The following is a 21,508-nucleotide window of genomic DNA, read 5'->3' on the forward strand; positions in this document are numbered from 1 at the left end:
CCTCTAATTTTCCGCCGTGACGGCGACACCGCCCGGCACGAAGCTGACCCGGCCATCGCGGTAACGCACCAGTACCACCACCTTGGCGTCCAGCAATTGGCCGTGCTGCACGGCAGGCAGATAGGTCCAGCGTTTCACGCTATCGAGCAGCACCTTGTTGAGCATGGGTTCCATCGGCAATTCCGCCGCCGCGTACGTCAGGCTGCCGTCGGCGGCAATGGTCAGGGTCAAACGGTTTTCGCCCGTCGCGTGCTGTTTGTCGAGCACGCCATAGTCGACCGTCGTCATCGTCTCGCGCTGCACGCCGCCGACCTGGTCCCGCAGGGGCGGCATGGCCTGGAGTTTTTGCGCCAGCAGCACGCCCTCGGCCAGCGTCTTGTCCCAGCGCTTCTGGTAGGCGCCCGGTTGCGCCAGGCGCAACACCCTGGCGGTCAGGTCCATGCGCTGCATCGTGCGCGCGACGCCATTGTCGGCCGGCTCGCCCGGGTCCGCCGGCAAGGCGTTCTGCACGGCATAACGGTAAGCCGTCAGCCGCGCCAGCGCCACCAGATTGACGGCATCGCGCTCGTCGCCACCGCGCAGCTGTGCAGCCGCCGCGATGCCCAGCCAGGCCGTGCCATCGGTCGGGCGCGCCCACACGGCTTGCTCGAAGTACTGGCGCGCCGCCTGCGGTTCGTTCAGGCTCAGGTGCATGCGGCCCATGGCCGCCGCCACCAGATGGTCGCGCGGGTTGGCTTGCAGCAGATCAAGATAACTGGCGACCAGCGCCGGCTCATAGCCGGGCACCCAGCCCAGGCCTTCCAGCAGCGAGGCGCGCAGCTGCGCCTGCGTGCGGTCGCCACCGTAGCCGGACTGCTTTTCTTCGCCGGCACGGTACAGCAGTTGCAAGCCCCGCGTGACGGCATCGTCGTCGCCCTTGCTGATCGCTTGCGACAGGCTGCGCACGGCCTTGCGCGCGTCGGACGGCTGGAAGCCGGCCGTCCTGCGCGGACGCCAGGAAAATACTTCCAGGCCTGCCGCCTGGTCGGCTTGCGCCTGCAGGCTGGCCTTGTCCTTCACTGCATCGGGCGACGAAGTCCAGGCCGTAAAGCCGATCAGGAACAGCACGATCAGCAGCACCACCACGGCCCAGCCCTTGCCGCTGATGCCGCCGCCAGTGTTGGCCGCCACGGGGATGGCGGCCGGGGCCTGCCCCGGCGCCGTGCGGCGCGCGCTGCGTTGCAGCGGCAACGATTGCTGTTGCCGTTGCAACTGTTGCGCCTGCACGGATGCCTGCGCGGCCGCGGCGATGACTTTCTCGCGCGCGCAGGCCGCGCAGCCATGGCCCGCAAAATGCTGGTGTTCGGGATTCGCGGCGCAAATGACGAGCTTGCCGCCGCTGCGCTGCGCATAACCGCGCAGCAACTGCGCCCAGTCGGCCGCTGATGGCCGCTGCGGTTTCGGTGACGGGGAAAAGGCGCGGTCGAACATGGCCCGCAACTCGGGCGGCATCAGCGCGTGGCCGCTGGTGGCGTTGGGCGCCAGCTGCTTGTGGCGCTTGACGCCATACGCATAGCAGCCGTCGCGGATGCGGCCGGGAATGTCGCTGGCTACTTGCGCATTGCCGGGCCGCCCGCTGTACGGGTGGATGCCAAAGTTCAGCAGCTGGAAGATGACGACGGCCAGGGCAAAGCGGTCTTGCGCCATTTCCGTGCCCGCCGGCATGCCCTTGCGCTGGAACTCGGGCGCCAGGTAGTCGGCCGTGAATTGCTCGGCAGGAAAGCGCTCGGCATGGCCCTGGATGCTGAAACCATCGCAGTCGAGCATGGCGATGTACAGGGAATCGCGGTAAAAGCGCAGGTTCACGGGTTTCAGGTCGACCACGTAATGCTGCTGCTGGTGCAGCGCGTCGATCACGGCAGCCAGGTTGGCGGCCAGGGTCAGCTTGGGACCGAGTCCCGTCGGCAAGCCGGCCGCGCGCGCCTGGCGCTCCTGCATGACCTGTTCCAGCTCGGCCGTTTGCGCCATGTCCAGCAGGGGCATGACGAAGCCGACAAAGCCGCCCTGGCCGTCGAACACGGCCGCCTGCGGCCAGGCGATCTGCACGTAGCGCTTGCCGTTTTCCAATTGGTCGGGCAGCTCGGGCGACAGTTCCAGCATCGCTTCGAGCTTGCGCCGGTTGGCGGCGCGGTCCAGGTGCGGATGGTAGAGCTTGGCGACCTGGGCGGGCGCATCGGGCAACAGGTAGACGCTGCCCGCGCCGCCGCTTTTAATTAGTTTGCCCAGGATCAGACTACGGACTTTGTCCAGCCAAATTTTCCCACCCGGACTCAGGCCCGGCGTCACGCCCTGCTTCCGGCTCATGTGCGCAAGGCCAGCAGCAAGGTCTTGTCGTCGCCCGTGATCTGGTGGGTGCGCGGGTCGGCCAGCGTGGCCGCCAGCGCCGCATTGCCTGATTCAACGCTGTCGACCGTGCGCAGATAGCCTTGCACGGCATCCATGAACGGCGCATACAGGGCCGCATTGTTCTTGCTCATGGCAAACGGCATGCAGCCGTCGGACATCAGCACCACGCCGCGCACGGCTTGCGGAATCGCAAGCAGGCGCAGCTGTTCGCGCCAGTGCTCGCCGCTGAGAAAATAGGTTTCGTTCGCGTATTCGCCATTGGCCGGCAGCGAGATCAGTTCGCCGCCATCGTCCAGCTGCGCCACGCCCAGGCCATCGCCGAGGTGGAAGAAGAAACCGCTGTCCTTGCCCATGACCACGCCCACCACGGTGCTGGCGTAGTCGTCCAGCGTGGCGCCGGCAGCGCTGGCGATGTCGTCCAGCGCGGCGCGGATCTGCGCCAGGGTGCCGGCCAGCGCGCCGTCCTTTAAATCCTGCACGGTGGCGCCCTGCTCCAGCCGTCCGGCCAGGGCCTGCACGGTGTGTGCGGCAACAAACTGCGCGCCCTGCTGGCTCAAACGGGCCGAACCGGCGCCGTCGCAGACGATGGCGAGCAAGGTATCGTTGACCACGGCATGCGCGTGCGCATCCTGGCACGGGATATCCTTGTCCAGGTGCGCCTTGCCCGTGACGGCGGCGCCGAACACGCGCCAATGCTTGTTTACTATCGTCATGGATCAGCGGGCGTTCACGTATTCACGACGGACCAGCCGTCCGTCGACGCCAGCTGCGCCTGCGCGCCCGGACGCGATTGCGACACCACTTGCATGCTGGCGCTCAGCCACAGGAACAGTTCGCGGAACTGCAAGCCTTTCAGCTGTTTCACGCCCCGTTCGCCACGGCTGGAAAACTGTCCCAGCGAGTCGATGTTCGCATTGTCGCCGACGGCGATGGGGAAGATCGCCACTTTATTGGCCTGTTCGGCCGCGCGCGCCTGCTCGGCGCCGTGCTGCCAGCGGTCCGTCGGCTCGCCGTCGGACATCAAAAACAGCCATGGCCGCGTGTAGGCCACGCCGGCCTGGCGGAAACGCTGCTTTTCCTGCTCGATCTCGGCCAGCGCCAGTTCCACGGCCGCGCCCGTTGGCGTGGTGCCGTTCGCTTCCAGGCGGGGCGCCGTGAAATCCATGGCGTCGCACCAGTTGCTGGCGACCACCGCTTCATCGTGCGCGCCGTACTGGATCACGAGGATGCGCACGCGCTTGGAGGCGATCACATCGGACTTGAGTTCCTGTTCCAGCAAGGCCAGGCCTTCGTTCAGCAGCGCGACGGGCTCGCCATCCATGCTGCCGGAGCAGTCGAGCACGAGCACCAGCGGCGTGCGTTGTTCGGTGTTGTCGACCAGGGCGACGTCGGGAATCATTATTGAACTCATGGGTAATGGGTAAATGTAAAATCAGACACAGTGCGAATCTTACATCACCCGAGTGTTTTTCTCGTGCAAGTTTCCTACAGAACACTATAGCGCTCCCCTCGCAGCCGCCATTGCGGCAGCCACGCCTTTGGTCTATCTTGATAGATGCCCAGGCCAGATACCAGCGGCGAGCCCGTCCCACACGAAGGCGGCCCGGCTCCCGTTGCATCACCGCCCTTACCCAGCCACGCAACCGCATGCCCTGGCAATACTGTGCAACGAGCGAAGGGGGAAAGCATGACGGCGCCAGGCCAGGTCCGGTGCGTTTCGGGTGAGCTGATCGGCAAACTGCTGGACGCGGCCGGCGATGATGCTTGCTGGCCACAATTGTGCGACGATATCGCCCGCGCCTTTGACGCCGCCTGCGCCACCCTCACCGTCTGCGGCGATGCGCCGGCCGGCCAATTGCTGGGAGGCATCGCGCCCCCGGCCGACACGGGCCAGTTGCTGGGCGCCATCGTGCCCATCTGTGCGCACCACACGGCCGTGCTGGCCATCTATGGCCACCGGACCCCGCAAGAAATCGAGTGGCGCGCCAGGCGGCAATTGCAGGCTTTCCTGCCGCACCTGCAGCGCGCCCTGCGCCTGCGCCAGCGCTTGCAGGACGACAGCCTGGCCAGCCGCTGCGGCATGGCGGCGCTGGAAGCCATGGGCGCGGCCGTGCTGCTGCTCGACGCCCGCCTGGGCGTGCTGTTCGCCAATTCCGGCGGGCACGCCCTGCTGGACGCTCCGTTGCGGATCGGGCCGCCACCGGCGCTGGCGCGCGCCGTGCGCGTGGTGATCGCCAGCATGGACGGCGCCGCGCAATGCCAGTCGCTGCGCCTGCCGCGCAGCCAGGCCTGCGCGCTGGTGCTGACGGTGGCGCCCTTCCCCGCATGGCACGTCCCCTGCGCCATCGTCATCGCGCGCGACCCGAGCTTGCAGAGCACATCCGTTCCCGCGCTGCGCCAATTGTTTGACTTGACGCAAGCCGAGGCCCAGGTGGGCCAGGCGCTGGCGCAAGGGGCCACCATCGTGGAAATCGCCACCCGCTGCGGCATCAGCGTCAATACCGTCAAGACGCATCTGCACCACACCTACCTGAAGACCGATACGCGGCGCCAGGGCGAGCTGATCGCCCTGATCCACGGCGCCACGGCGCATCTGGCCAACCTTGACGCCTGAGTCCGTGTCATCCGATCGGATGATTCGCAAGGCAACTTGTCTGCCTACACTGGCAAGACCGGCTGGCAGCGCCTTGCCAGCATGACCGCAGCGTCGCTGGCAGGCCGGCCCGACTTTCCCGTGGCACCCACATCAACCTCGCCGCGCCAATACGGCACGGCTGCAACATGCAAGGATGGGCTGAAAAATGAAAACATGGATACTCGCCGGCACCCTGGGCGTCTGCGCCCTGCTGGCCAATGCGCAATCGCTGCCCGACAGCCAGACCGTCACCATTCCCGGCGGACGCCTGCACACGATCGAACTGCCGGCCCATAAACACTTCATGAGTCCGGAAGCGTTTGGCCAGTTCCGCGGCGCCTATGAACTGTCGAACGGCCAGGTGCTGTACCTGCGCAATGCCGGCGCCATCAGCACCATCATGTATGCGCGCATCGACGACCAGGATGAACACCGCATCATCGCCACCGACAGCGACAGCTTCGTCGCACTCGACCGGCAGCTGGCGATACGCATCGACCTGCGCGACAACGGCGGCGTGGGCGGTGAAGTGCTGATGCAGGTACCGGCAGAGAAACTGGCCAGCGGCGCCATCGTGCCGGCCCACGTGCAAAGCCTGAGCCTGGCTGCGCGCTAGGGCGGCGGGCTGACGCGGCAGACAGGTGCCGGGCCAGTGCCATCATTGCCGGCCCGGCCCTCTTCCCCATGCGTGGCAGCCATGAGCAAGCAATATTGCGTCCAGCAGCAAAACGCGCTGACCCTGGCGGCCATCCGCCAGACGGCGGCCTGGTGGCGCGCGCGTCCCCTGCCCGACGCCCTGTGCGAGTGCGCGGCCAGCCACGGCGTGGCGCTCGAGGCGGCCATCATGCTCGACCTGCAGCTGGCGTTTCCCGGCATGCCCGCCGTGTACGGCAAGCTGCTGAGCGCCGATGGCCACTTCATCCACTTCGAGATGGATCTCGACGACGCCCTGCACCCCCTGCCCGGCAGCGTGGAATGGCGCGACATCAGCGCCAGCTATGACCTGGCCGAGCACAAACGCGGCACCGGCGTCGGCTACGGAGTGCTGTGCAAAAAGGTTTTGCAAGAAATGAATCACTGCGTGACTGCATAGCCCCGCTGACAGCCGGCGCGGCATAAACCTCAGCCATGCGGTGGCCCGCCATGCAAAATATTCAGGCCTTTCTCCATCGAATGGAGGATGCGCAGCGCCAAACCCGTGTCTAGACTGGTTCCTGCCCCATGCCCGCCCGCATCATGCGTCAGAGCTCATCAATCATCGAGGAAGACACCATGAAAACCATCATCCTGGGCACACTCCTGTGCCTCGCTGCCGCCAGCCCGGCAGCCACCGCACAGACCCTGCCGCCGGAGCACACCGTCACCGTGCCGGGCAATTCGCTGCGCATCGATGTGCCCGACCACCCGCGCTACATGATGCGCCAGGATTTCAAGAAATTCGTCGGCGCCTATGACCTGTCGAATGGCGACACCCTGGAACTGCGCCTCGCTGGCGCCGTCATGTATGCGCGTATCGGCAAGCAGGACGAGCACCGCATCGTCGCCACCGACCGCAACGCCTTCGTCGCGCTGGACCGCCAGCTGAAGGTACGCATCGACCACAACGATGACGGCAGCGTCGACGGCGAACTGGTGATGGTGGTGCCGTCGCAGAAACTGTCGGGCGGCGACATCGTGCCTTCCCGCGTACAAAACGTCGGCCTGGCATCGCGTTGAGGCGGCAGGGTAACGCGGCAGGCGCGGCGCGGGCCACGGCCTGCCGTGTAAAAAAGTCCTGCAAGAAATGAATAGCGCTACACCGTAGCGCAGTTCCAGGGAGTCGCGCGCCGCCATCGCGTGCTATCATCGCCGCCAAATTCCTTGAACGAATGGCAACGGCCCATGGAGCGCAATGCAGACACCTGGCAGTAACCCGATATTCACCGTGCTGCGGCGTGGCCTGCGCCTGCTGGCCTGGCCCCTGCTGGCCCTGGTCAGCGCCGCCTGCACCAGCACCATGCGCCATCCTGCCAGCGAGCCCACGCAAGTCATCCTGCGCTTTACCTTTGACGACGGCAAGCCGATGCGGCATGAAGATCACATGGTCATGGCGCGCCAGCAAACGTATATCAAGTACTGCAGCAAGATAGGCAGCACCCGTGTCTGCGATGTCGGCATAGATATACTCTATGCAAGCGCCGACGCGCCGCTCGATGCCACTGGCGAAGTGCGCGTCACCCTGCGTTCGACCGGCCCCATCGGCGACATGCCGACCGAACGCTGCATCAACGGCAAGTCCTACCTCTTTAATTCCGGCGACTGGATACGCGGTCCGTTTCACCATGGGCAGGTGATCGAGATCCGCTACAAGATAAGTGCTTTGAAGATGGCATGCCCGAGGTCGGAGAGCGCGCCGCCGTGGTGGGATAAAGACTAGCAGCCAGTCTCATGCCAACACCAGCGGGCTGGCAAGCGCTGGCGGCGGCCGCAAGCCGATGCGCGCCGCCACCTGCCCTGACTGACAATAAATTTACTGCAACTCGAACTCGCCGGGAGTCAAGCCCAGCTCGCGCGCGATTTTGCCGGCCACGCGCTGCTCGTTGGCATCGAAATTGCCGTCCGACGAAGCCACCGCGATAATCATGCGCACCAGCAAGCGCGACGCCTCCACATTCGACTTCATCTTGCCCAGCGCCTGGTAGGCCTTGGCTTCGCCGATATCCTTGTCGAACTCCAGCTGGCCGACATATTCCTGGAAAGCCTTGATCACGTCCGTGGTGGTAAACACCGAGAGCGCGTCATTGCTTTCAATAAACTTCACCATCTTCTGCTTTTCTTCCGCACTGACGCTGCCGTCGGCCATCGCGATCAGGGCCGACCCCGCCATGGCGGCGTTCAGGAAATCCTTGTTCTTGTACTTCAAGGCCTCGGTTTTCAGTTCGCTGGCTTTGGTCTTCAGTTTGGACAGAAAGGAATCGAAACTCATGGTACACCTCCGGGTTGGCGTGGATGCGGCTGCAATACGAGCGGCCACTTCCAGTCAACTGGGGGCGCATGCCTGGAATACAAGCGATGCGCCGCCCACCGTCACTGCGGCCAGCGGGCCTTGGCGCGCGCCTTGATCTTGCTGGCGACCGCTGCCAGGTCGTCATATTTGCCATTGTCGACCCAGGTGGTGTACATGAAGCCATCGACGCCCGTCACGCCGTCCGCTTCCGCCGCATCCAGGTTGTCGAGCCATTCGTCCGTCAGCGGCAAGTCGTCGTAATACAGGGCGATCACCTGCTTGAGGTTGCGGTCGTGGAAAAATTTCAACGAAGACTGCTGCAGCGGGATCGGCGGCGCTTTGACGTACACGTTCCTCTGCGTCCAGTTGACGATGACGGTATTCGGGTGGATGCCATCGGCAGCCCCCAGCAGGCTGCCATTGACCATGAAATACTTGTCGACGGCATTCATGTCGGGATCGAACATGTCGTTCCACACATACAGTTCCACGCCCGGATTGACCTGCTTGAGCATGGCCTGCATGGCCGTCATCGTGCCGGCCAGGTAGGCACCCGCGCTCGCGTACTGGCAGCTCGGGTCCCAGTTCATGATGCGCCATTCGTCATAATTGATAAAGAATTTCTTGCTGGATGGATACAGTTCCTTGATTTTTTCATAGCCCGTCCTTTGCCAGGCCATATACTCGGGCGGGCAAGCGCTGGCCGGCGCCGTCCAGACGGGCATCATGTTCTTCGCTTGCTGATACCACGATACCAGCAGCTGGCTTCCATCGGGAATGCGCCCGTTGAGTATGTTCAGCGACTCGTTGGCAACGGTGAAATCGAGCCCCTCCTTGTACACGGTGCCCGTGGTTTTCGACCGCACGCTGACTTCCAGGTGATTGCGCACGACGGGATGGGCCAAACCTGTTTCCCGGATCTGCATATCATCTATCCACGCTTCCCCCGGCTCGTCATTCTTGGCGTTGCTCCACGCGCCCACATAGAAATTAATGTTGCCAAACTCCCTGGTATTGAAATCGATGGTGATATTTTTCCACTCGCCATAGGCCCCCAGTGCATTCGGCTTGGCGTTCCACGCGCCATTGCTGCTTCCCCATCCCAGCGGATACAGGCTGTCATACAGGGGAATGGTGCTTGTATCGTCCAGTACCTGGACCTTTAATGGCGCCTTGTAATTTTTAACCATGATCCAGAACGAGGCGCGGTAGGACGTGAATGGCTGCAAATTGACAAAGCGGCGGTGCAAGCGCGTTTGCTCGTGCCGCTTTGGCTGGGCGCCTGCGGCGACCGGGTCAAAGCCGTTGGGTTGCACCAGCTTGAGCGATCCTGGCCCGTTGTGTCCTTCCGTCGGATCATGCTGGATATTCAGGTCCCACAGGTCCCAATCGCTTTTTCCTGCGGCAAAATTATCATTTGCCAGCCAATGGGTGGCGACCCTGGCCACGCCATTGGCAACGACAAACGGCGTATCCACCACGGGAACCGCTTCGGCAAGTTCCGGTTGCAGCTGTGCCGGTATCTGCGGATGGCCGCCCATCGGTATCAGTTCGATGCCTTTATCCAGCGCCAATTGCTTGATGGCCGCCAGGTTGCCGGCAAAATCGGGCGCATCGCGCGAGTCGGAAATATATGAGTCTTCGCCGCCGATATTGACGACGATGCCGTTATAGCCCAGCGCCGCCGCGTTGACGATCAGTGCCGACAGCTTGTTGAAGTCCGCGTTCGCGGTTTTTGTACCCCAGGCAATGCCGCCATAAAAATAGATCCAGCGTTTGGTAAAACAGTTCGTCACGCAGGCGGGCGCCAGCTGCACCGTCACTTGCTGCGACACGCTGGCCCCGCCACCCTGGCACGTCACCGTATAGCTGGTGGCCGCCTGCAGCGCCGGCGGCGTGTACGACCCCGTCAGGGGCAGCGACGGCGCCCACGACGAAGCGCAGGATTCGGCGCCCAAGGCATCCCAGGCAATCGAGGTGCTCGTCCCCTTGGGCACCACCTCCGGGCTGGCAGACAAGTGCACGGTGGGCGCCCCGATGGCCAGCCCTGTCAGGCAAGTGCCCATGAGTACGGCGATACGGCTGAAAGCGAGCTGGCGCATGGCATTCCTTATCAAAGTAGAATTTTTATTTTAATAAATTTTTGTAATTTTTGCAATTAATTCGATATGAAATAATTTAATATTGACAATATAAGGTGAGATATATGCAAAAAAAGCCGCTGTCTCCCGACAGCGGCTTTTTCATTCCTATCCCAACAGCAGCGCCCTGGACCCAGACGCCACGCCGTAAATAACTTAATTACCCCACAAACTTCCGCGCATTCCTGAACATGCGCATCCACGGCGAATCCTCGCCCCATGCTTCAGGGTGGTAGGACTGTTGCACCGAGCGGAACACGCGCTCCGCGTGCGGCATCAGCACCGTGAAGCGGCCGTCTGGCGTGGTGACGGAGGTGATGCCTTCCGGCGAGCCGTTCGGGTTGTACGGATAGGCTTCGGTGGCGGCGCCCTTGTTGTCGACGAAGCGCATGGCTTTCGTGACCTGGGTGATGTCGCCCGTTTGCGAGAAGTCGGCGTAGCCTTCGCCGTGGGCGATGGCGATGCCGGCCTGGGTGCCGGCCATGCCGTTGAAGAAGATCGATGGGGAATCCATCACTTCGACCATGGCAAAGCGGCCTTCGAATTTCTCCGACTTGTTGCGCGTGAACTTGGGCCAGGCGTGGGCGCCGGGGATGATGGATTTCAAATTGCTCATCATCTGGCAGCCGTTGCAGATGCCGAGGCCAAAACTGTCCGTGCGGTTGAAGAAGCGCGCGAACTGTTCCGCCAGGCTGGCGTTGAACAGAATGGTTTTCGCCCAGCCTTCGCCCGCGCCCAGCACGTCGCCGTACGAGAAGCCGCCCACGGCGATGACGCCCTGGAAGTCGTCCAGCTTGACGCGGCCTGCAATCAGGTCGCTCATGTGCACGTCGACGGCCGTGAAGCCGGCCTGGTGCATCACGTAGGCCGTCTCGATGTGCGAATTGACGCCCTGCTCGCGCAGGATGGCGACGCGCGGACGCACGCCGGTGGCGATGAATGGCGCGGCGATGTTCTCGTTCTGGTCGAAGGTGACGATAGGCGACATGCCCGGGTCTTGCACGTCCAGCAGGCGGTCGTATTCGGCGTCCGCGCAGGCAGGATTGTCGCGCAGGCGGGCGATGCGCCAGCTCGTTTCGCTCCACAGGCGGTGCAGGTCCGCGCGCGGCTGGGTGTAAATCAGCTTGGCGTCGCGCGTGAATTCGATCACGTCGCGGTCGTTCAATTTGCCGATGATATGGCTGCAGGCGCCCAGGTTGAAGGTGCGCAGCACGTCCATGACCAGCGACTTTTCTTCCGCACGCACCTGGATCACGGCGCCCAGCTCTTCGCTGAACAGGGCGCGCAGGGTCAGTTCATTGCGGCGTTCCGCCACCTGGCCGGCCCAGTTCTTGGCGTCGCCCCAATCGCTCGAATGCTCGCCTTCCATGGTCAGCATGTCGAGGTTGACGGACATGCCCGTGTGGCCGGCAAAGGCCATTTCCGTCAGGGTGGCGTACAGGCCGCCGTCCGAACGGTCATGGTAGGCCAGCAACTTGTCGTCGCTGTTGAGCTTTTGAATGGCGGCGAAGAAGCCCTTCAAGTCTTCCGCGCTGTCGACGTCTGGCGTGGCGTTGCCCAGCTGCTGCACCACTTGCGCCAGCGCCGAGGCGCCCAGGCGGTTCTTGCCGCGGCCCAGGTCGATCAAGATCAAGGACGTGTCGCCCTGGTCCGTCTTCAGCTGCGGCGTCAGCGACTTGCGCACGTCCGTCACTGGCGCGAACGAGGACACGATCAGCGACACCGGCGACGTGACGGATTTCGCCGCGCCCGTACTCTCGTCTTTCCACGTCGTGCGCATCGACAGCGAATCCTTGCCGACGGGGATGCTGATGCCCAGCGCCGGGCACAGGTCCATGCCGACGGCTTTGACCGTGTCGTACAGGGCCGCATCCTGGCCTGGCTGGCCGCAGGCGGCCATCCAGTTGGCGGACAATTTGATGTCGGAGATGTCGCCAATGGCCGCGGCGGCGATGTTGGTGACGGCTTCGCCCACGGCCATGCGGCCCGAGGCGGCGGCGTCGATGACGGCCAGCGGCGTGCGTTCGCCCATGGCCATCGCTTCGCCCAGATAACCTTCAAAGCTCATGGTGGTGACGGCGCAATCGGCCACCGGCACTTGCCATGGTCCCACCATCTGGTCGCGCACGGTCATCCCGCCCACGCTGCGGTCGCCGATGGTGATCAGGAAGGATTTGTCGGCCACGGTCGGCAGCAGCAGCACTTTTTGCGCCACGTCGACCAGGTCCATGCCGGTGAGATCGATGGCGGGGAAATCGTTGGCCACGTGGACCACGTCGCGCTGCATCTTCGGCGGCTTGCCCAGCAAGACGTCCATCGGCATGTCGACCGGCTCGTTGCCCAGTTCCGGGTCGATCAGCTTCAGCTGGCGTTCCTCGGTGGCCACGCCCACGGCGGCGAACAAACAGCGTTCGCGTTCGCACATGGCTTTGAACAGGGGCAGGCTTTCCGGCGCGATGGCCAGAACGTAGCGTTCCTGCGACTCATTGCTCCAGATTTCCTTCGGCGCCATGCCCGATTCTTCCAGCGGGATCTTGCGCAGGTCGAAAATCGCGCCGCGCTTGGCGTCGTTGGTGATTTCCGGGAAAGCGTTCGACAGGCCGCCCGCCCCCACGTCGTGGATGGAGATGATCGGGTTGTCGGCGCCCATTTGCCAGCAGGCGTTGATGACCTCCTGGGCGCGGCGTTCCATTTCCGGATTGCCGCGCTGGACGGAATCGAAGTCCAGGTCGGCCGTGTTGCTGCCGGTGGTCATCGACGAGGCGGCGCTGCCGCCCATGCCGATGCGCATGCCCGGGCCACCGAGCTGCACCAGCAGGCTGCCGACGGGGATGTCGTTCTTGTGCGTGTGCTGCGCCGAGATATTGCCGATGCCGCCGGCGATCATGATCGGCTTGTGATAGCCGAACACCGCGTCAGGGGCGCCCGCTTCTTTCGCGCCGACGTTCTGTTCATACGTGCGGAAGTAGCCGCCGAGGACCGGGCGGCCGAATTCGTTCGAGAACGCGGCGCCGCCCAGCGGACCTTCGATCATGATCTGCAGCGGCGACGCGATGCGTTCCGGCTTGCCGTATTGCTCCGCGTCGCTACGCGCGGCCAATGGCGCCGTCACGGAGGCGGCCGTTTCCCAGCTGCGCACGGCGTCCGGCAGCGACAAATTCGATACCGTGAAACCCGTCAAGCCGGCTTTCGGCTTGGCGCCGCGGCCCGTCGCGCCTTCGTCGCGGATCTCGCCGCCCGCGCCCGTGGAAGCGCCGGGGAATGGAGAGATGGCCGTCGGGTGGTTATGCGTTTCCACCTTCATCAGGGTGTGCGTCAATTCCGTCGATGCCGCGTATTCGTGCTTGTCGCCGCGCGGATAGAAGCGCGACACCGTGGCGCCTTCCATGATCGAGGAATTGTCGCTGTAGGCGACGACGGTGCCCTTCGGCTGCAGTTCGTGCGTGTTCTTGATCATGCCGAACAGCGACTTGGGCTGCGCCACGCCGTCGATGGTCCAGTCGGCGTTGAAGATCTTGTGGCGGCAATGCTCGCTGTTCGCCTGCGCGAACATCATCAGTTCCACGTCCGTCGGGTTGCGGCCAGCCTTGGTGAAGGCGGCATCCAGGTAGTCGATTTCGTCTTCCGACATCGCCAGGCCCAGCTCCGTGTTCGCCGTTTCCAGCGCAAGCTTGCCCTGCCCCAGCAAGTCGATCGATTCGAGCGGGCGCGCTTCCAGGGTGCGGAACAGGTCCTTGGCGTCGTCCGCGCTGCGCAGCACGGATTCCGTCATGCGGTCGTGCAGCAGGTCGGCCACGGCCTGTACCTGCTCGTCCGTCAATTTGCCGGCGCCGATGGCGCTGCCCAGGATGCCCGATTTCAGGTTGATGCGGAAAGCGATGCCGCGTTCGACGCGCTTGATGTGCGCCATGCCGCAGTTGTGCGCGATATCGGTGGCCTTCGAGGCCCACGGCGAAATCGTGCCGAAACGGGGGATGACGAAGAATTCTTCGGCAGCGCCTTCCGTATTGTCAGCGTGGGCCGGCTCGCCGTACGTCAGCAAGGCGCCCAGGCGCGTGCTGTCGTCGTTGGTGAGAGGCGCGCTGGCATCGATGAAATGGACATAGCGTGCTTGCACGGCAACAATCGCAGGCGAAACGGCTTGCAGTTGGCTTAACAGACGGTGGCTACGGAAAACGGACAGGGCATTGGAACCCGGCAGTATCAACATGATTGGAAGGTGGTTGATGCAGCGTGGCTGCGGGTTAAAGGTAGGTATGACAATATCTTTCGTACGGCAAATTTCCTTTGCGCGCATTATACCCGTTTTACCCCTGCTTTATGACCGGAACTTGTGGCTTTGCCCCCGGAAAGCGGCAGTTTTCCCCAACTTGCAACAACAGCGTCAGACGATCACATAGCGGTTCTTGCCCTGGCGCTTGGCCAGATACAGCGCTTCGTCGGCCAGCCGGTAACTGTGACCCAGCTCCTTGCTGCGGTCCAGTTCGGCCACGCCCACGCTGATCGACACGAACTGGACAGCCAGGAAACCCTGGCTGACGGCCTCGACCAGGGAGCCGGCAAAGGCGCACACGGCGTCGCGGTCGCCTGCGTAGACGATGCCGAATTCCTCGCCGCCCAGGCGCCCGCACAGATGGCCTTGCGCCTTGTCGGCGATGATGGCGGCCGTGCGCATCAGCACCTCGTCGCCCGCATCATGGCCCTGCTGGTCGTTGATGACCTTGAAATTGTCGATGTCGATCATCAGGAAATGCAGCATGCCGCCATGCGGCGCGCCATGCATCTGCTGCGCGCGCTGCGTGAACATGCGGCGGTTGTTGATGCCGGTCAGGCTATCCTGGAAGGCCAGCCGCATCAGCTCCTGCTTGGCGTGATAGTTGCGCAGACGCAATAAACTGAAGCTGACGTTCAGCGCCAGCCCGAACAGCACGCTGACGGCGATCATCAGCGGCGCCCACGATTCGTCGGGCAAGCCCGCGTTCACGGGATACAGGCCGTGGCCCACGTTCCACCACACGCCGGCCACCACGGCCAGGTAGCTGAGGCCGCCATTGAAGATGGAGGCGATGGCCAGGGTCATGAAGACGCCCACGGGCAAGACCCAGAAGCTGGCGTGCTGGACGGCGTCGGCCATGGTGCGCAGGCCGAAAGTCAGCGCCAGCACGGCGCAGGCGCCCGTAATCGTCAGCACGGGCAAGGTGGTGCAGCGGTAGCGCACCACCAGGCTGGCCAGCATGCCCAGCAGCGCCAGCACGGCATGCGTGAGGTTCGGCTGGAACGGCGCCGGCATCAGCAGCCAGGTCAGGCTGTAGGCGATGATGCCCAGCACTTGCGTGACCATGCCGACGCGGTGCAGTTCCGCGAAATACGTGTGCTGCTGCTCGCTGTTGCCGCCGAACGCGAGGGGGACGGCAACGCGCCGCAGGGTACTCATGGAAGGAAGGCGCATCACGAAGGCTGGATTTTCTCTGGTAAAGGTGAAACGCCAGCGGTCACGTTACGGTGAAACTCTGCGTCTGCGCCACATGTCGCCTGCCTGCGGCTGATATATTAATACAAACAGAATACCCGCTCCCCGGCGCCTCCGCAAGACTCATGTGCATGCCGTCAGGCGATGACATACCGGTTCTTGCCCTGGTGTTTGGCCTGGTACAGCGACGCATCGGCCACGCGGTAGCTGTGCGCCAGCTCCGTGTCACAGGCCAGCTCGGCAATGCCTACGCTGATCGACACGGCCTGCGCCGGATTGAAGGCCAGGTAGACGGCATCGACCAGGCTGGCGGCGAACTGGCAGACGGCGCGCCGGTCCCCCAGGTAGACGATGCCGAACTCCTCGCCGCCCAGGCGCCCGCACAGGTGGCCGCCGCAGGCGTCGGCGATGATGTGCGCCGTCTTGACCAGCACCACGTCGCCCGCGTCATGGCCCAGGGTATCGTTGATTTTCTTGAAATTGTCGATATCGATCATCAGGAAGTACATGGGTTGCCGCTGCTGCTGCAATTGCTGCGTCAGTTCGGTAAAACGGCGGCGGTTATTCAAGCCCGTCAAGCCATCCTGGTAGGCCAGGCGGGTGAGCGCCTCCCTGGCGCGAAAGTCGCGCAGACGCAACAGATTGAAACTGATGTTCAGGACCAGGCCGAACAGCATGCTGTAGGCGATCAGCAAGTTCGCCCAGGCCGCATGCGCCATGGCAGGGTCCAGCGGGAAATGACCGTAGCTCAGGATCAGCCAGACGGCGGCGGCGACGAGCAGATACAGCGCGCAGCCGTTGAAGATCGGCGCCGCCAGCAGCACCATGAACACGCCCACGGGCTGCATCCAGAATTCCGCCTGGCCCGCCGCCTCCGCCAGCAGGCGGAAGCCACAGGCAATGGCGCACATGCCCGCCGCGCCCCCCAGTTTCAGCACCCAGATGGCGCGCGCGCCCACATTGATGCCGATGGCCAGCACGATGCCGGCCAGCGTATAGAGCAGCGCGCCCATGTCAAGCGTATTTACATGCGGAATAAAGGCCCACACCAGCAACATGCTGACCAGGGCAAAAGACTGGCTGATGACGGCCATGCGGCGCAACTCCGGGAAGTACTTTTCAGCGTGGGCCCGTCCACCGCCGAAGAGCAGATGATGCAGGGTTTGCTTGCGCGTCTCGTTCAAATACATGGCGGCTTTCCAGGCGAAGTGTCCAGCATGGTCAAACGTAAAAGGTTGCCTTCAGGATACCCCGCGCCTGCCCTGCCCGCAAGCGTACGCGCCTGCCGTGTCGCGCCGTGCGCGTTCGCCTGCATTTTGTTAGCGATTTGCACCAGCTTTGCAGTATGCTGACAAATAATAATATTATTAGGCAACTACGTTGCACCATCGAGCCGCACAGCCATATACAGATGAACGAGAGCTGAACAATGCCAGAATATAGCGACTTATCTGTCCTGATCGTCGACCCGAACCCCAGCATGCGGGGCAATCTGCACAATATGCTGAACCAGGCCGCCATCACCAAGGTGGAATACGCCGTCAATTCCGGCACGGCCATCCGCCTGCTGACGAAGAAACCGTTCGACATCATCCTGTGCGAATACGATCTTGGTAGTGGCACGGACGGCCAGGACGGCCAGCAGTTGCTGGAAGACTTGCGCCACCATAAGCTGATCGGCCTGTGGACCATCTTCATCATGCTGACCTCCGAAGCCATCCACAGCAAGGTGATCAGCGCGGCCGAGCTGACGCCGTCCGACTACATATTAAAGCCGTTTACCGTCGACGTATTGAGCGGGCGCATCGAGCGCGCCATCGAACGGCGCGCCATCTTCCTGCCCGTCTACCAGCAGATCGACAAGGGCGATTTGCGCGAAGCCGTGAAAACCTGCCGCGCGGCCGAACTGCAGCACCCGCGCCTGGCGGCCGATTTCGCCCGCCTGCGCGCCGAGCTGCACATCACGCTGGGCGAATGGAAGGAAGCGGAACAGATCTACGCCGACACGCTGGCCACGCGGCCCATGGCCTGGGCCCACCTGGGACTGGCGCGCGCGCTGTTCGAGCAGCAGCGCCACGAGGATGCGCAGGATGCGCTGCTGGAACTGGTGGAAGTCAATCCCCGCTACATGGCCGCCTACGACCTGCTGGCGAAGAACCACGAAGCCATGGGCCAGCAGCTGCAGGCGAAGAAAATCCTCGAAGACGCCGTGGCCATATCGCCGCACATGGTGCGCCGGCTGCGCCACCTGGGCGGCATCGCATTCGACACGGGCGACATCGGCGCGGCCGAGCGGGCCTACAAGCAGGTCGTCACCAAGGCGAAGTATTCGGAATTCCGCGACCCGGAAGACCACGTCAACCTGGTGAAAACGCTGGTGAAGAAAGGCGACGCGCCGCAGGCGAGCGGCGTGCTGCGCGACATGGAGCGCTCGCTGCGCGGCGGCGCCAACGTGGAAGCGTGCCGCGCCATCTCGGCCGCCATGCTGCATGAACTGTCGGGCAACGACATCGCCGCCGCCAGCGAGCTGCAGCTGGCCGCCGCCGCCCTCGACGGCGCGCGCGGCCTGTCGACGCAGCTGAAGGTGGGCCTGGTGCAGAGCTGCCTGAAGAACAACCTGGAACAGGCCGCGTCCGACGTCATGATGAAACTCGTCAACGAAGCCGACAGCGAAGTGACGATGGAAGCAGCCGTGGACGTGTTTGAAAAAGCGGGACGCCATGACCTGGCGCAAGGCATGGGTCAGCAGATCACGAACCAGGTGCAGGAACTGATGCAGGATGCGGCCAGCAAGTCGGAAAGCGGGGAACTCAAGGGCGCCGTCTTCGTGCTGCGCCAGGCCCTGCGCAAGACGCCGGGCAACCTGCCCGTGCTGTTCGCCTCCGTCGACGCCATTTTGCGCCAGCTCAACATGCTGGGCTGGGAAGCGCCGCTGGCAGAACAGGCGCAGCACCAGATGCAGGTGATCCGCAAGATCGATCCCAAGCATCCGAAGCTGGAGTCGCTCAAGCAGCAATATGCGGCCACGCAGCATAAATACGGTATCGCTACCTGAACCTGTCGCAAGCCCGTGACTGCCGGGTGTATTGGACGCAAGCAGAAGTGCTTGCTCTCCAGACCGCTGCCAGCGAATTTTTCTACAATATATTGCACAATATATTGTATGCTCGAGTTTCACCGAGGGGGTAACATCAGAATGCGCCATCACCTGTTTCTGCTTCAAACGCTGTCGGCACTGTCCATCATGTGCGCATCGAGCGCTTTTGCCGGGGCGCCGGGCATCTCACAGAACGAGAAAGGCGCAATCATCGCCTCCCTCGATAGCACCCTGAATGCAAACTACGCATTTCCGGACATCGCACGAAAAATTAGGCCGGTGCTTCAGGAACATCTGAAAAAGGGAGCTTATGACTCGGCGACCACGAAGGCGGAGTTTGCGAGCAAGCTGACCGACGATCTCATCAAAGTCAGCGGCGACCTGCATTTCCTGGTGGCGACTGACCCGGAATGGATCGCGGAATTCAAGGCAAAGGCCAACCCGGCGCTCAAGGCCAAGATACGACAAGAAGAATCGAGCAGGCTGGAGGAGACCAATTTCGGTTTCGACGAGGTCTCTCGCCTGAAGGGAAATATCGGTTATCTACGATTCAGCTATTTTGCCGATCCGGAACTCGCCTATGATACGGCGGCATCCGTCATGCGCTTCCTGGGCAATACGGATGCCGTTATCATCGATTTGCGCTATAACAATGGCGGACATCTGGAAATGGCGCAGTTTCTAGCGAGTTATTTCTTCTCCAGCGAGAAAGACCAGCTACTCTTCGACTACTATTACAACGAGGACGGCAAGCGTATCCAGCGCGGGCAATGGGTACTGCCAGGCTTGCCAGGCAAGCGCATGGTGGACAAGCCCGTCTATATCCTCACCGGCTCCACGTCGTTTTCCTCCGCAGAATGGTTTTCCTGTGCGATGAAGAAGCTTGGGCGAGCCACCCTGATCGGGGAGCGGACCGCCGGTGGCGCGCATCCGGTGGCACGCAAGCCGCTCAACGATGATTTTTTCGTGCAAGTGCCGATCGGCCAGATCCAGGATCCCGTTGACCATGGCGACTTCGAAGGCGTCGGCGTGCAACCCGATATCCCAAGCCCCTCCATTCGCGCGCTGCCTCTGGCACACAAGCTGGCGCTTGAAAATCTGGCGAAGACCGATGACGCCAGACGAACCGAATTTGCCTGGCTGCTCCCCAGCCTGACGGCAGCGATCGAGCGCCCGCACATCGATGCCGCGATGTTGACGAGAGCGGCCGGAAAATATGAAGGCCGCCAGATCATCCTGGACAATGGCATTCTTTACTATATCTGGCGCGATCGGTTTCGGGTCGCGCTTGAGCCGATAGGTCCCGACCTGCTCGCGGTAGAAGGCGTGTCGGATTTTCGATACCGCTTGAATACTTTGGATGGAAAAGTGACGGCGCTGGAACGCGTGAATAAGGACGGCAGCATCCAGAGGTACCAGCGCCTTGACTAAGGAAACGCATTCCCCGGCCGCGATCGATGACGCCGTGTTTCTCGGCCGCGCTGTCGAACGGCTGAGCGTCCTCATCGCCGAACAATCCAAGCTTGTCTTCGATACGATGGGGATCGTCATCCCCGTTCGTTCGTGTTCGCTGATGACTGTTCTTGCAACGCTAGGCGCGGCATCAGCGTCGGATCTGGCGCGCGAACTCGGACATTCGCACCAGTTGGTCATGCAAAAGATACCAAAGCTGCTCCGTCTGGGCCTCATACAGTATCGGAACGATGACAATGATGCGCGGCGGCGGTTATTTATGCCCACGGATGAAGGCTTGTCGCAGCTTGCGAAATTCGAGCAGTGCACGGTGCTGATTCGGGAAGCCTATGCCGGCTTGTTTGCCGAGGTGGGGGACGTCAGGCAATACGTGGACCGGGCCACCGATGCGCTCAACGGGAAGCCGCTGCACAAGCGCATAAAATCCCAGGCCTGACGGCGACGCTGGCCACTTGGGACCCATACTGGCGCCTGGCCGTCCAACGCCTTGAATTCTTCCCTATACCGCTTCCCACCCATGATCTTCTGAGCCTCGATTGTGGCTCAAAAGTGTCGACAGGACCTGTTGCGGTATCGGGCCGGCGCAGGGCGATGATCATCGGCGCGCAGGTATTCGATCACCGCCACGAGCGGCTTTTGCTGACTGCCGAAGTAGCGACAGGCGGTGACGTTTTAGCCGCCTGCCTCGGCCACGAGAGCACCATGCCCCTCATAGATTTAACCTGGAAACTCCCCTTGCGTATAGCTTTTCCAAAGATTATTAATAAATTCAACATCAAGCTTATTCTTGAATGCCAGGGCGATCAGGCCCATATCGTCCGATACGCATGCAGCAAGATCAGCATTTTCAGTTATTCGATAAACCTTCTTGTATGCAGCCTCCCTTACCTCCCTGACCGAGCCATCTTCAGGCGGGCAAGATGAAGTTACTGTTTCATGGCTAACACTCCATGCCTTATCAAACTCAAAAGAATCCCTGGCGTCTAATTTTTCATCCCAGTCGGTGGCTTTCTTGAAAATAGGCTCAAGTAGCATATCGTCATTGATTTTGGTAACAATCTCACTGGTGGCGGCTATCGCGCTATTGTCGACACTCACTTGTTTCATCACTTTTCCCCATCCTTCATCCAATCTCCATGCGGTGATTGTACTGGTGAATCCGCCACCGGTAGTGCAGGCACTGCTGGAGCATGGCGTCATGCATGACCAGGGCTTCGAGGCTATCGACGGCCGCCTGTGGAACCTGGCCTGGACGGAGCCGCAAGCCTGATGCGCTGAGCTGGCGCCAGCAACGTTGTCGGATGACGGCCCTGCGAGGGCT

The 21,508-nt window shown here is 62.5% G+C and carries 17 protein-coding genes; 8 read left to right on the top strand and 9 right to left on the bottom strand.

The window, feature by feature from the left end; all coding sequences use genetic code 11:
- Positions 1 to 3 precede the first annotated feature (3 nt).
- From O0880_RS13020 to O0880_RS13030, 3 genes are read right to left on the bottom strand one after another with little or no spacing between them, the layout of a single operon-like run.
- Positions 4 to 2,343 carry a hypothetical protein gene (locus O0880_RS13020; protein ID WP_289886821.1) on the bottom strand — a complete coding sequence of 780 codons (2,340 nt, stop codon included), beginning with the start codon at positions 2,341 to 2,343 and terminating at the stop codon, positions 4 to 6.
- Positions 2,340 to 3,098 (bottom strand): PP2C family serine/threonine-protein phosphatase, encoded by a 759-nt coding sequence (locus tag O0880_RS13025; RefSeq protein ID WP_289886822.1) that lies wholly within the window; start codon positions 3,096 to 3,098, stop codon positions 2,340 to 2,342. The genes O0880_RS13020 and O0880_RS13025 overlap by 4 nt, the downstream gene beginning before the upstream one ends.
- A gap of 14 nt (positions 3,099 to 3,112) precedes the next feature.
- Positions 3,113 to 3,796 carry a VWA domain-containing protein gene (locus O0880_RS13030; RefSeq protein WP_071323740.1) on the bottom strand — a complete coding sequence of 228 codons (684 nt, stop codon included), beginning with the start codon at positions 3,794 to 3,796 and terminating at the stop codon, positions 3,113 to 3,115.
- A gap of 276 nt (positions 3,797 to 4,072) precedes the next feature.
- Between O0880_RS13030 and O0880_RS13035 the strand changes: the two genes are divergently transcribed.
- The 5 genes from O0880_RS13035 to O0880_RS13055 all read left to right on the top strand — a co-directional run bounded on the left by O0880_RS13035 (position 4,073) and on the right by O0880_RS13055 (position 7,436).
- Positions 4,073 to 4,999: a helix-turn-helix transcriptional regulator gene (locus O0880_RS13035; RefSeq protein ID WP_289886823.1), complete on the top strand. Its 927-nt coding sequence runs from the start codon at positions 4,073 to 4,075 to the stop codon at positions 4,997 to 4,999.
- A gap of 187 nt (positions 5,000 to 5,186) precedes the next feature.
- Complete coding sequence (locus tag O0880_RS13040) at positions 5,187 to 5,636, top strand: hypothetical protein (RefSeq protein ID WP_289886824.1); 450 nt, start codon at positions 5,187 to 5,189, stop codon at positions 5,634 to 5,636.
- An 81-nt stretch (positions 5,637 to 5,717) separates the two neighbouring features.
- Entirely contained in the window at positions 5,718 to 6,113 is a 396-nt protein-coding gene (locus tag O0880_RS13045; RefSeq protein WP_289886825.1) for a hypothetical protein, read from the top strand.
- A 179-nt stretch (positions 6,114 to 6,292) separates the two neighbouring features.
- Positions 6,293 to 6,736, top strand: coding sequence for a hypothetical protein (locus O0880_RS13050; protein WP_289886826.1), 444 nt, complete (start codon positions 6,293 to 6,295; stop codon positions 6,734 to 6,736).
- 175 nt (positions 6,737 to 6,911) lie between these two features.
- Positions 6,912 to 7,436, top strand: a complete 525-nt coding sequence (locus O0880_RS13055) for a hypothetical protein (protein WP_071323745.1) — start codon at positions 6,912 to 6,914, stop codon at positions 7,434 to 7,436.
- 93 nt (positions 7,437 to 7,529) lie between these two features.
- Here the strand turns inward: O0880_RS13055 and O0880_RS13060 are convergent, their stop codons facing one another.
- The 5 genes from O0880_RS13060 to O0880_RS13080 all read right to left on the bottom strand — a co-directional run bounded on the left by O0880_RS13060 (position 7,530) and on the right by O0880_RS13080 (position 16,807).
- Positions 7,530 to 7,985: a tellurite resistance TerB family protein gene (locus O0880_RS13060; protein ID WP_071323746.1), complete on the bottom strand. Its 456-nt coding sequence runs from the start codon at positions 7,983 to 7,985 to the stop codon at positions 7,530 to 7,532.
- 101 nt (positions 7,986 to 8,086) lie between these two features.
- The gene (locus tag O0880_RS13065; protein WP_289886827.1) at positions 8,087 to 10,108 is read right to left on the bottom strand and encodes a hypothetical protein; all 2,022 of its coding nucleotides are present in this window, start codon (positions 10,106 to 10,108) and stop codon (positions 8,087 to 8,089) included.
- Positions 10,109 to 10,307: 199 nt separating this feature from the next.
- The gene (gene purL, locus O0880_RS13070; protein ID WP_289886828.1) at positions 10,308 to 14,357 is read right to left on the bottom strand and encodes a phosphoribosylformylglycinamidine synthase; all 4,050 of its coding nucleotides are present in this window, start codon (positions 14,355 to 14,357) and stop codon (positions 10,308 to 10,310) included.
- Positions 14,358 to 14,531: 174 nt separating this feature from the next.
- Complete coding sequence (locus O0880_RS13075) at positions 14,532 to 15,596, bottom strand: GGDEF domain-containing protein (protein WP_289886829.1); 1,065 nt, start codon at positions 15,594 to 15,596, stop codon at positions 14,532 to 14,534.
- Positions 15,597 to 15,754: 158 nt separating this feature from the next.
- Positions 15,755 to 16,807, bottom strand: coding sequence for a diguanylate cyclase (locus O0880_RS13080; protein ID WP_289886830.1), 1,053 nt, complete (start codon positions 16,805 to 16,807; stop codon positions 15,755 to 15,757).
- Between the two features lie 239 nt (positions 16,808 to 17,046).
- Between O0880_RS13080 and O0880_RS13085 the strand changes: the two genes are divergently transcribed.
- From O0880_RS13085 to O0880_RS13095, 3 genes are all read left to right on the top strand, one after another.
- Entirely contained in the window at positions 17,047 to 18,672 is a 1,626-nt protein-coding gene (locus O0880_RS13085; RefSeq protein WP_289886831.1) for a tetratricopeptide repeat-containing response regulator, read from the top strand.
- A 141-nt stretch (positions 18,673 to 18,813) separates the two neighbouring features.
- Positions 18,814 to 20,145: a S41 family peptidase gene (locus O0880_RS13090; protein WP_289886833.1), complete on the top strand. Its 1,332-nt coding sequence runs from the start codon at positions 18,814 to 18,816 to the stop codon at positions 20,143 to 20,145.
- Positions 20,138 to 20,623 (top strand): MarR family transcriptional regulator, encoded by a 486-nt coding sequence (locus tag O0880_RS13095; protein WP_156894819.1) that lies wholly within the window; start codon positions 20,138 to 20,140, stop codon positions 20,621 to 20,623. The genes O0880_RS13090 and O0880_RS13095 overlap by 8 nt, the downstream gene beginning before the upstream one ends.
- 281 nt (positions 20,624 to 20,904) lie before the next feature.
- Here O0880_RS13095 and O0880_RS13100 read toward each other — a convergent pair whose 3' ends face one another.
- Complete coding sequence (locus O0880_RS13100) at positions 20,905 to 21,294, bottom strand: hypothetical protein (RefSeq protein WP_083411821.1); 390 nt, start codon at positions 21,292 to 21,294, stop codon at positions 20,905 to 20,907.
- Positions 21,295 to 21,508 lie beyond the last annotated feature (214 nt).

Source organism: Janthinobacterium sp. SUN118 (genome assembly GCF_030397695.1).
In the GTDB taxonomy this organism is placed as follows: domain Bacteria; phylum Pseudomonadota; class Gammaproteobacteria; order Burkholderiales; family Burkholderiaceae_D; genus Janthinobacterium.